The sequence below is a fragment of the Streptomyces sp. NPDC037288 genome, from assembly GCF_055603265.1.
Genome location: NZ_JBVJVY010000089.1, coordinates 1 through 11,167 on the forward strand (window position 1 = coordinate 1; position 11,167 = coordinate 11,167).

General features: G+C 69.8%; 10 protein-coding genes. 9 read left to right on the forward strand and 1 reads right to left on the reverse strand.

The genetic code is table 11. The features are described 5' to 3' along the window. Positions 1 to 224: 224 nt before the first annotated feature. On the reverse strand, positions 225 to 1,463 hold the full coding sequence (locus ACZ7GZ_RS40510; RefSeq protein WP_471032487.1) for an IS256 family transposase: 1,239 nt from the start codon (positions 1,461 to 1,463) through the stop codon (positions 225 to 227). A gap of 320 nt (positions 1,464 to 1,783) precedes the next feature. On the opposite strand from ACZ7GZ_RS40510, the gene ACZ7GZ_RS40515 reads away from it, so the two are divergent. The 9 genes from ACZ7GZ_RS40515 (at position 1,784) to ACZ7GZ_RS40555 (ending at position 11,075) form a co-directional block, all read left to right on the forward strand. Further along, positions 1,784 to 2,833, forward strand: coding sequence for a polyprenyl synthetase family protein (locus tag ACZ7GZ_RS40515; RefSeq protein WP_471032489.1), 1,050 nt, complete (start codon positions 1,784 to 1,786; stop codon positions 2,831 to 2,833). A gap of 100 nt (positions 2,834 to 2,933) precedes the next feature. After that, the gene (locus ACZ7GZ_RS40520) at positions 2,934 to 3,920 is read left to right on the forward strand and encodes a beta-ketoacyl-ACP synthase 3 (RefSeq protein ID WP_471032491.1); all 987 of its coding nucleotides are present in this window, start codon (positions 2,934 to 2,936) and stop codon (positions 3,918 to 3,920) included. 62 nt (positions 3,921 to 3,982) lie between these two features. Next, positions 3,983 to 4,225 carry an acyl carrier protein gene (locus ACZ7GZ_RS40525; RefSeq protein ID WP_471032493.1) on the forward strand — a complete coding sequence of 81 codons (243 nt, stop codon included), beginning with the start codon at positions 3,983 to 3,985 and terminating at the stop codon, positions 4,223 to 4,225. A 400-nt stretch (positions 4,226 to 4,625) separates the two neighbouring features. Beyond that, positions 4,626 to 5,555 carry a mevalonate kinase gene (mvk, locus tag ACZ7GZ_RS40530; RefSeq protein ID WP_471032503.1) on the forward strand — a complete coding sequence of 310 codons (930 nt, stop codon included), beginning with the start codon at positions 4,626 to 4,628 and terminating at the stop codon, positions 5,553 to 5,555. Then, positions 5,552 to 6,556: a diphosphomevalonate decarboxylase gene (gene mvaD / locus ACZ7GZ_RS40535; protein ID WP_471032494.1), complete on the forward strand. Its 1,005-nt coding sequence runs from the start codon at positions 5,552 to 5,554 to the stop codon at positions 6,554 to 6,556. The genes mvk and mvaD overlap by 4 nt, the downstream gene beginning before the upstream one ends. Beyond that, positions 6,553 to 7,731 (forward strand): phosphomevalonate kinase, encoded by a 1,179-nt coding sequence (locus ACZ7GZ_RS40540; protein WP_471032496.1) that lies wholly within the window; start codon positions 6,553 to 6,555, stop codon positions 7,729 to 7,731. The genes mvaD and ACZ7GZ_RS40540 overlap by 4 nt, the downstream gene beginning before the upstream one ends. Next, the gene (gene fni, locus ACZ7GZ_RS40545; protein WP_471032497.1) at positions 7,728 to 8,804 is read left to right on the forward strand and encodes a type 2 isopentenyl-diphosphate Delta-isomerase; all 1,077 of its coding nucleotides are present in this window, start codon (positions 7,728 to 7,730) and stop codon (positions 8,802 to 8,804) included. Before ACZ7GZ_RS40540 ends, fni begins: the two co-directional genes overlap by 4 nt. Beyond that, on the forward strand, positions 8,801 to 9,898 hold the full coding sequence (locus tag ACZ7GZ_RS40550) for a hydroxymethylglutaryl-CoA reductase (RefSeq protein ID WP_471032499.1): 1,098 nt from the start codon (positions 8,801 to 8,803) through the stop codon (positions 9,896 to 9,898). The genes fni and ACZ7GZ_RS40550 overlap by 4 nt, the downstream gene beginning before the upstream one ends. Next, entirely contained in the window at positions 9,888 to 11,075 is a 1,188-nt protein-coding gene (locus tag ACZ7GZ_RS40555; RefSeq protein ID WP_471032500.1) for a hydroxymethylglutaryl-CoA synthase, read from the forward strand. The genes ACZ7GZ_RS40550 and ACZ7GZ_RS40555 overlap by 11 nt, the downstream gene beginning before the upstream one ends. Positions 11,076 to 11,167: the final 92 nt, after the last annotated feature.

The following is an 11,167-nucleotide window of genomic DNA, read 5'->3' on the forward strand; positions in this document are numbered from 1 at the left end:
TGGACCCAGTGGGCTACTGAGGTGCGGTCGTAGCGCAGGCGCAAGCCCTGTGCCATGCCCAGGGCATTGACCGTGCGGGCCAGCTTACTTCCCGTCCAGTCCGCTTCCGCGAGGAGGGCGGCCAGCAAGCTGTTCGCGACAACCCCTCCCGCCGGTGGCGGTGCGCGGGGTCACGTCCGCTGGAGTGGTGTATTGACGGCCACTCGGTGATCTCTTTGTTGAGGTTATGCGGTGAGTTCGGTCGGGAGGACGGTGTCGTCGGTTTCTGACTCGATCGGGTGGAGTCGGGCCTTGGCGAGTAGGTCGAGTCCCATGTAGCGGCGGCCCTCGGTCCACTCGTCGTTCTGCTCGGCCAGCACCGCGCCGACGAGCCGGATGAGGGCGGTGCGGTCGGGGAAGATCCCGACCACGTCCGTGCGGCGGCGGATCTCCTTGTTCAGCCGCTCCTGCGGGTTGTTCGACCAGATCTGCCGCCAGATCTCGCGCGGGAACGCGGTGAAAGCCAGCAGGTCGTGCTGGGCGGCGTCCAAGTGGGCTGCTGCTTTCGGGAACTTGGCCTCCAGCGCGTCCAGCACATGTCGCATCTGGGCCTGGACGGCGTCGGCATCGGGCTGTTCGAAGACCGTCCGCAGCAGCGTGGCCCCCCACGGCTGGGCAGACTTCGGCACCTGGCTCAGCAAATTCCGGGCGAGATGCGTGCGGCGTCGCTGCCAGGAAGCACCGGGCAGGACCGCGCCGATCGCGTTCACCAGGCCGGTGTGGGCGTCGGAGATGACCAACTGGACGCCGGACAGGCCGCGGGCGGTCAGGGAGCGCAGGAAGGCGAGCCAGCCGGCGCCGTCCTCGGCGGTGGCGACGTCGATGCCGAGGATCTCGCGGTGCCCGTCGGCGTTGACGCCGACCGCGATCAGCGCGTGGACGTTGATGATGCGGCCGCCCTCGCGGACCTTCTGGGTCAGCGCATCCACCCAGACAAACGCATACGGGCCGGTGTCGAGGGGCCGGTTGCGGAACGCGGTGACCTGCTCGTCGAGGTGCTTGGCCATCGCGCTGACCTGGGACTTCGACAGTTGGGTGACGCCGAGGGACTCGGCGAGCTTCTCGACTCTGCGGGTGGAGACGCCGAGCAGGTAGGCGGTGGCGGCCACCGAGATGAGGGCCTGCTCGGCCCGCCGGCGTCGCTCCAGCAGCCAGTGCGGGAAGTAGCTGCCCTGCCTCAGCTTGGGGACGGCGAGTTCGGCGGTGCCGGCCCTCGTGTCCCACTCGCGTGGGCGGTAGCCGTTGCGGTGGTTGACGCGTTCCTCACTGACCTGGCCGTATTCGGCGTTGCAGAGGGTGTCGACCTCGGCGGACATGAGGGCGTCGGCGAACGTCTTGACCATCGCGCGCAGCAGATCGGGACTCGCCGCGGCGAGGTTGTCCTCGGCGAGGGCGTGCAGGGGCAGACTGTCAGGTGCGGTCATCGTGCTGATCTCCTTCGAGGCTTCGACACTTCGAAGATCAGCCGGTGGCCGTTCATCTATGCGGGCCCCATCCCGATGCCGGAGCAAACCCCCGGATCAGGTCGAACCCGTACACCACTTCCCTGGACGCAACCGTGCGCCGGATACGCAAACGCGCAAGCGTTCAGCGGGTTCACGCACGAATCAATGAGGCGTGTTCCCAACGACCTGCTGGTGGGTGCTCCATGGAGATATGCCCGCACCGGCGGCGGCTGCCACGCCGTGCAGGCTTTTGACTAAATCTCTGGTGCCGTTCCGTTCCCCCATGGTGAGGACCTGCCATGCCCGCATCCGTTCTGCCGACCCCGCTGGCCGGTGACACTGGCCGCCATCTGCTCGTACGCGCCCAGGAGTCGGTCGTACCTGCCCTGCGTGAGTGGGCGGCGCGGATGCCCACCTCGATGGCCGCGCTGGCCGGCTACCACCTGGGATGGCGTGATGAGCATGGGCGCCCGGTGGCGGGACCCGCGCCCGGAAAAGCCGTCCGGTCGGCGCTCGCCTTCGGCTGCGCCGAAGCCGTGGGCGGCGCCCGCGAGGACGCGCTCGGCGCGGCCGTCGCCATCGAGCTGGTCCACAACTTCTCCCTCATCCACGACGACATCATCGACGGCGACGAGTTGCGCCGCCACCAGCCCGCGCTGTGGGCGGCATTCGGCATTCCTGCAGCCCTCCTTGGCGGGGACGCGCTACTCACCCAGGCGCTGCGGGTCCTGGCCGACAGCCGCCCGAAGGATGCGGGCCACTCCGTGTCCGTACTCGCTGCCGCTGTACTGGAATTGATAGAGGGCGAGGCGATGGACACAGCCTTCGAGCGGCGCGGCGACGTGACGGTGGCTGAGTACACAGCGATGGCCGCGGGCAAGACCGGAGCCCTGATAGGCGCCGCTTGCGCGCTCGGCGCGCTGGCCGGCGGCGCGGACGAGGAACGGGCCAGGCGCCTGGCCCGTTTCGGCCGCCGACTGGGAGTGGCCTTCCAGATCACCGACGACCTGCTCGGCATCTTCGGCGACCCTGCAGTGACCGGCAAGCCGGTCGGCAGCGATCTGTCGTCGCGCAAGAAGACGCATCCGGTGCTCGCCGCGATCGGCTCGCGCACGGCGGCCGGAGACCGGCTCGCCGCGCTGTACGCGCAGGCCGGGCCGCTGGACGAGGAACAGGTACGGGAGGCGGCCGGTCTGGTGGAGCGTGCGGGCGGACGACGCCTCGCACGCCAGGCGGCCGCACACGAACTTGACCTGGCCTTTCGTGAGTTGCACGCCGCCGACCCGGCCGAGCGCGCGCTGGCGGATCTCACCGCCCTGGCCCACCTGATCACCCAGCGCAGCAGTTGAAGAGGAAGGTTCCATCATGAGCCAGTCAGGTGATTGGGCTGTACGACGACTTCCGGCCGCACCGTACGGCGGGGAGCGACTCGATCTCCAGGAAGTACCGGTGACCGCGGCCCATTTGATGGCCGCCGTGGCGTCCGGCGGCAAGCTAGCGGCGGGTGCTCGTATCGCGGGCCTGGGCGTATACCGGCCCAGTTCTGTGGTCTCCAATGAGGAGGCGGCCACCGCAGCAGGAGTGGATGCTGACTGGATCGCGCAGCGGGTGGGTGTGCGCGAGCGCCGGCGCGCCGGCGCTGGTGAGAGCGTGGTGTCCATGGCCGTGGAGGCCGGCAGCAAGGCTCTGGCGGACGCGGGGGCGAGTGCCGACGACGTTGACGTGGTGATCCTGGCGACCTGTTCGATGCCGTCCCCGATGCCCAACGGGGCGGCCTCCGTTGCGGCGGGCATCGGCTGCTGGCCGGCGGCGGGCTTCGACTTGAATGCCGCGTGCTCCGGTTTCAGCCATGGCCTGGTGGTGGCCGACGCGCTGGTGCGGGCGGGCACGGCTGGCGGGGTGTTGGTGGTCGGCTCGGAGCGGATGAGCGACTGGGTGGATGAGGGGGACCGCAACACGGGGCCGATCTTCGCCGATGGCGCGGCCGCCGCGCTGGTCCTGCCCGGCGACCGGCCTGCGATCTTTCCCGTGGCCTGGGGCAGTGACGGTGATCAGGCCGAGCTGATCGCGATCTCGGCCGAGAGCGGACATATGGAGATGGCCGGCCGCAAGGTGTTCCGCTGGGCCACCAGCGCCCTGCAGTCCGTGATCGATGAGGCCTGTCGGCGTGCCGGCATCGCCCCCGCCAACCTGAAGGCGTTCGTGCCGCACCAGGCCAACCTGCGCATCATCGACACCCTCGCCCGGCACATCGGCGCCCCCGGCCTTGTCACCGCAACCGACCTGACGGACGCCGGCAACACCTGCGGCGCCTCCGTCCCGCTGGCCTTCCACGCACTGCGCCAGGCCGGACGGGTACACAGCGGCGATCCGGTACTGCTCTTCGGTTTCGGGGCCGGACTGACCTACGCCGCCCAAGTCGTGCTGTGTCCCTGACCGGCACGGCCCCTTGCTCGACATCCCCATCAGCAAGCCACGTCATAGCCCTTGGAGGAATCGTGAACACGGACCTGAGCACTCTCACCCGGGTACTGCGCATCGTCGCCATCGTGGCCGAGCAGCCCGTCGACGCCATTCAGCCCGAGCAACGCCTGCTGGAAGACCTGGGCCTGGACTCGCTGCAGATCACCGAAATCGCCCAGAAGATCGAGAACGAAGTGGGCCGTCCCGTCGACGAAGACCTCCTCAACGCGGACGGTGCCACGGTGGCGCGGTGCGCCGAGATCGCCGCTGCTGTGTGAACCAGCGCAGGCTCCGCAGGGCTGCCCCACGCGCCCCCGCCCGTCTGACTCGCAGAAAGACAGTCGTGCCGTCCTCGGGAGAGACCCGACCCTGGAAAGGAGACCGTGCCATGACCTGCTCCCCCCACTGCCCGCCCACCGTCAAGCATCTTGCCGGTCTGCACCCCTGTGCCGAGATCATCCGGGACATCTTCCTTGGTGTCCGCTGTGCCGGCACCGCCTGCGGCACTGTGGGCGTTGCTGTCGCACGCACCGCACGGCAGTGCCCCTGCCCTTCTCACCAGGCGCCGCAGCCGTGACCCCGCAGCAGCCGGGAGCTCTCGGCACCGGGCGGGTGCCCCTTACTCCCCGGCCGTACGACACGGGCCGGCCTTCCGGAGCAGGGCGCGCCCATGGCAAGGTGATCTTGCTGGGTGAGCATGCCGTTGTCTACGGAGCGCCCGCGGTGGCCGTGCCGCTGCCCGCCCTGTCCTGCACGGTCACCGTCGCCGTCAATGCCGAGCCCGCCGACGGCCTGGGCTGCTACACGCCTTTCACGATCCCGGCGCATGGCGCTGTGCCCTCGGCGGACGGCGTGCTGCCGCCCGGGCTGTGTCTGCTGATTGACACCGCGCTGCGCCGGGCCCGTAGGTTCGACATTCCCGCAATGGAAGTACAGGTGGAGAGCGACATCCCTTACGGCCGGGGCTTGGGCTCAAGCGCCGCCGTTGCCCGCGCCCTGACATACGCTCTCGGACAGCTGCTGGAACTGGACCTGAGTGCTGCGGAGGTCTTCGACTACGTCCAGATCTCCGAGAGCGCGGCGCACGGCCGCGCCTCGGGCATCGATGCACTGGCCACTGGCAGCACCCGGCCTGTGCTGCTGTCGGACAGGCACCCCAGCACGCCCCCGGTCGCTGCTGGGGCGTGGATCGTCGTCGCCGACAGCGGCAGCCCCGGCCACACCAAACAAGCCGTCGCCATGCTGGGCGCGGCCTTCGATGAACACGCCCTGCGTCGCGAGGAGTTCCTGGCCCGATCGACGTCCCTGACCGGCCGGGCGCTGCGGGCCCTCAAGCAGGGCCAGCTGGAGGTGCTCGGCCGGCAGCTCACCGACTGCCATACCCTGTTGGCGGACCTACAGCTGAGCACCGGCTGCGTGAACGCCCTGGTGGACATCGCCCTGGCCCACGGCGCTCTCGGCGCCAAGATGACCGGCGGGGGGCTAGGTGGCTGCGTCATCGCACTCACCGACACTGCCGCCGCGGCCAGCGTCCTGGCCGCCCGGCTCGACGAGAACGGCGCGGCGCAGACCTGGACGGCCCCCATCAAGCCGGGGAGGTCCGCATGAGGGCCGCACCCACGGCGACAGCGGTCGCCCACCCCAACATTGCCCTGGTCAAGTACTGGGGGAAACGCGATGAGCACCTCATCGTGCCGCTGGCCGACAGCCTGTCCCTGACCCTCGACGTCTTCCCCACCACAACCAGCGTCCAACTGCTCCCCGGCGGCGCGCAGGACGTCATCGTCGTCGACGGGCGACCGGCCACCGGCGAGGTGCTGCGCCGCGTCACCGGTTTCCTAGACGTCCTGCGTGCCCATGCGCGCAGGCATGAGCCGGCTCGCGTCGACACCCGCAACACGGTACCGGTGGGGGCCGGCCTCGCTTCCTCGGCTGCTGGCTTCGCCGCACTCGCCCTGGCCGGGGCCCGCGCCTACGAGATCGACCGGGACCCCACCGAGCTCTCCCGGCTGGCCCGCCGCGGCTCCGGGTCGGCCGCCCGCTCCGTCTTCGGCGGCTTCGTGCTGTGGCACGCGGGCCCTCCCGATGCCGCTGACGCCGACCTCGCCTCATACGCCGAGCCCCTGCACGATGCCCGTCTGGATCTGGCGATGGTCGCGGTGCTCCTGCAGACCGGGCCCAAGTCCGTCTCCAGCCGCGAAGCGATGCGCCGCACCGTGGCCACCTCCCCACTGTTTCCCGGCTGGCTTGCCTCCAGCCGCGCCGATGTCCTCGCGATGCGCGCAGCACTGGCCACGGGTGACCTGCCCGCCGTGGGGGCGATCGCCGAGCGCAACGCACTGGGCATGCACGCCACGATGGAGACCGCGATCCCGCCCGTCACTTACCGCACCCACGCCTCCCGCCACGTCCTCGACCACGTACGCCGGATGCGGGAGCGGGGCGAGCAGACGTGGTCGACGATGGATGCCGGCCCCAACGTGAAAGTCCTGTGCCCGGTCTCGGACGCATCGCGCATCGCCGCCGAACTCGGCGAGGTCACCGGCTGCCGCACGCTCGTCGCCCGCTCCGGGCCCGACGCCACGGTGACAACGGGGGTGCCCACATGAAGGCGCCGGTCACCCGCCGGGCCCCAGGCAAACTGCTGATCTCCGGCGAGTACGCCGTCCTCACCCCCGGCCAGCCGGCCCTCATCGCCGCCGTCGACCGCTACGTCACCGTCACCGCGGCACCGGCTCACCACGCGGACGTCGAGCTGATCACCGACCTCGTAGACCATCCCGTGGCACTGCACCGAAGCCGCCACGGACTGCAACCGCATCGGCCGCACGACGTGGGCCTTGTGCGCGGATTGCTCGCCCATCTGGTCGCCGTCGTCAAGACCGCCGACGAGCTCCGTGCCGAGTCGGGTCTGGAACCCGTGCCGCTGCGGCTGACCGTACGCTCGGACCTGCACGAGAACGCCACCAAGATGGGCCTGGGCTCCAGCGGTGCGGTCACCGTCGCCGCCATCCACGCAGTCACCGACTTCACCGGCACGTCCCTGAGTGCCGAGATGCGCTTTCGCCTTGCTCTGCTCGCCTCGATCACCCTCGACGCCCGCGCGTCGGGCGCGGATCTGGCCGCCGGCACCTGGGGCGGCTGGATCCGCTACAGCCCCCCCGACCGCCAGGCCCTACGCCACCTCATGCACACCGGTGGCATCATCGCGGCCCTGCGTGCCTGTTGGCCTGGTCTGTCGCTTCGCACGGTGACACCCCCGTCCGCCGTGTCCCTGCACTACGGGTGGACCGGCCACCCCTCCTCCACCACGGCGAAGATCGGTCAGCTCCAGCAGACCGCGTGGTGGCAAAGCGCTACCCACCGCCGTTTCTGCGCCCGCAGCGCGCAGTTGACCGACGCCTTGACCGACGCTCTCGACCGCGACGATGCCGCTGCCGTCCGAACTGCCGTCGACGCGGCCCGCAGCCTGCTGCACAGCCTTGACCAGCAGACCGCTCTCGGCATCTTCACCCCCGCGCTTACCGCACTGTGCGACGCGGCCAGGGCCGTGGGCGGGGCGGCCAAGCCGTCCGGCGCGGGCGGCGGGGACGGCGGTATCGCCGTCCTGCCACATACCGCCCACTCCGACGACCTCCACCGCCGCTGGGCCGCCGCCGGCATCACCCCCCTGGGCCTGCGTACCGCAACACCACAGCCCGGCGGACCGCCCTCCCGCATCGGACCGCGCCTCGCCAGCGCGCTGCCCACCCCTGCCGCACAGATCACAAGGACCGTCTCATGACCGCGACGCGCAAGGACGACCACGTCCGCCTGGCCGTGGCCCAGCACCACACCTCCCAGACCGCTCAGCACGCCCCAGCCCAACGGGCCGGCGCCTTCGACGACATCCGCTTCATGCACCACGCCCTGGCTGGCATCGACCGCGGCCAGGTGAGCCTGCGGACATCGTTCGCCGGCTGGACGTGGCCCGTGCCGCTGTACATCAATGCCATGACCGGCGGCAGCCCCAACACCGGGGAAATCAACCGCGATCTGGCCATCGCCGCACGCGAGACGGGCCTGCCCATCGCCACCGGCTCGATGAGCCCCTTCCTGAAGGATCCCACATGTGCTGACACCTTCGCACCGGTGCGCGCACAGCACCCGGACGGGTTCGTGATGGCCAACATCAACGCGAACGCCACACCTGAGCAGGCCCGCCGCGCCATCGGACTCCTCGACGCCAACGCCCTGCAGATCCACCTCAACACCGTCCAGGAGATCGTGATGCCCGAGGGCGACCGGTCCTTCGGGCACTGGCCCGCCGCCATCGAAGCCATTGCAACGGCCGTCGACGTGCCGGTCATCGTCAAGGAAGTCGGCTTCGGTCTCAGCGGCCGCACTGTCGCGCAGCTCGCCCGCCTCGGCGTGGCCGCCGCCGACGTGGCCGGCCGCGGCGGCACGGACTTCGCCCGCATCGAGAACGGCCGCCGCCCGCGCGCCGACTACGACTACCTCGAAGGCTGGGGCCTGAGCACGCCCGCAGCCCTCCTGGACGCCCAGGACAAAGGGCTCCCGCTGCTCGCCTCCGGCGGAGTACGCCACCCCCTCGACGTGGCCCGCGCCCTCGCACTCGGCGCCCACGCGGCCGGCGCCTCGGGCCCCTTCCTGGCCACCCTCGTCAACGACGGGCTCGCCACCCTCATCGACCAACTCACCTCTTGGATCGACCAGCTGACCGCGCTGATGACCCTCCTCGGCGCCCCCAGCCCCGCCGACCTCGCCGACGCCGACCTACACATCACCGGCGCCCTGCGCGAGTTCTGCGACCAACGCGGGATCCTGTTGCCTCAGCCCAAGGAAAACAGCCGATGACCACCCAGACCATACCCACCAGCAAAGCCCCCGCCAAAGCCGTGCCGGACAGCATTACCCCCGTTCCCACACGCTGGGTGGGCCCCCTCCGGATCAGCGGCAATGCAGCCACAGACGAAACCCACGTCCCTTTGGCCACCTACGAATCCCCACTGTGGCCCTCGGTCGCCCGCGGCGCCCGCATCTCCCGCCTGATCGACGGCGGCATCCGGGCCACCCTCATCGACGAACGCATGACCCGCTCCATCCTCCTCGAGGCCACCGACGCCCAGGCCGCCCACGTCGCGGCACGCGCCCTGGACGACCGCCTCGAAGAACTGCGCGTCCTCACCCGCACCACCAGCCGCTTCGCCGAACTCCTCGCCGTACGCCACGAGATCGTCGGCCCCCTGCTGTACATACGCTTTGAGTTCGCCACGGGTGACGCCTCCGGCCACAACATGGCCACCCTCGCCGCCGACGCCCTCCTGACCCATCTGCTGGCCCACATTCCGAACGTCAGCTACGGATCGATCTCCGCCAACTACTGCACCGACAAGAAGGCCACCGCCGTCAACGGCATCCTCGGCCGCGGCAAGAACGTCACCGCCGAAATCCTCATCCCCCGCCAGACCGTGGCCGACCGGCTGCGCACCACCGCCGCGAAGATCGCCCACCTCAATGTAACCAAGAACCTGGTGGGCACCCTGCTGGCCGGCGGCATCCGCTCGGCAAACGCCCACTACGCCAACATGCTGCTGGCCTTCTACCTGGCCACCGGGCAGGACGCCGCCAACATCGTCGAAGGCTCCCAAGGCATCACCTACGCGGACGATCGCGACGGCGACCTGTACTTCTCCTGCACCTTGCCCAACCTGATCGTCGGCACCGTCGGCAACGGCAAGGACCTGCCTGCAGTCGAGGACGCCCTCGCACGACTCGGCTGCCGTGCCGAACGTCCCATCGGAGACAATGCCCGCCGCCTGGCCGCACTGGCCGCGGCCACCGTCCTGTGCGGGGAGCTCTCCCTGATGGCCGCCCAGACCAACCCCGGCGAACTCATGCACGCTCACACCCGACTCGAACGCCTCAACGGAGCACCCCATGGCCACTGATCCGACCCAGGTGACCGTCGGTATCCACGACCTCACCTTCGCTACCACCAGCCTCTGCCTCACCCACGAAGAACTCGCCCGGCACACCGGCGCGCCCGTGGCCAAGTACCACCACGGCATCGGGCAGACGGCCATGAGCATCCCCACCGAGGACGAGGACATCGTCACCATGGCCGCCGACGCGGCCACGCCGATCATCGAACGCCACGGCGGCGGCAGAATCCGCACCATCCTCTTCGCCACCGAAACCGGCATCGACCAGTCCAAGGCCGCCGGCATCTACGTCCACTCCCTGCTCGGCCTGCCCCCACACATCCGCGTCGTCGAACTCAAGCAAGCCTGCTACGGCGCCACCGCCGCACTCCAGCTCGCCTGCGCCCTGGTGCGCTGCGACCCTGCCCAACAGGTCCTCGTCCTGGCCAGCGACATTGCCCGCTACGACGTCGACAGCCCCGGCGAAGCCACGCAAGGAGCCGCCGCCGCGGCCATGCTCATCACCGCCGCACCCGACCTCGTCGAACTCCATACCCCCTCCGGGCTGTTCACCCGTGACGGCATGGACTTCTGGCGCCCCAACTACCGCACCACCGCCCTCGTCGACGGCAAAGCATCGAGCGACGCCTACCTGACAGCCGTGGACGGCGCCTGGCACGACTACCAGACGCGTGGCGGCCTGCCCTTCGAAAAGCTCCGCACGGTCTGCTACCACCAGCCCTTCACCCGCATGGCACACAAAGCCCATCGACGACTCCAGCAAGCCGCAAGCATCACGGCTCCTCACACCACCGACGACGCGATCGGCCCCACCACCACCTACAACCAGGTGATCGGCAACAGCTACACCGCCTCCATGTACCTGGCTCTCACCTCTCTTCTCGACAGCGACACCGATCTCGGCGGCGACTCCATCGGATTCTTCAGCTACGGCTCAGGCAGCGTCGCCGAATTCTTCACCGGCACCATCACTCCCCGCTACCGCGCCCACCTACGCACCGAAGCCCACCGCGCGCACATCGCCCGGCGCCAGCCGATCGACTACGACACCTACCGCCACCTGCACACCTACTCCCTGCCCACCGACGGAACGCCCCACGAGGTGACCCGACAGACACAAGGCCGCTATCGCCTCTCCGGGATCCGGCACCACCAACGGCAGTACCAAACAGCACAGCCGTGAATGAACCTCTTTCATCCTGTGCTGGAGGGTGAAATGGGCTGGTCAGCGGGGGTGGTGACGAGGCAGGGCCCCTCGTCGTTGGCGTGGTGATT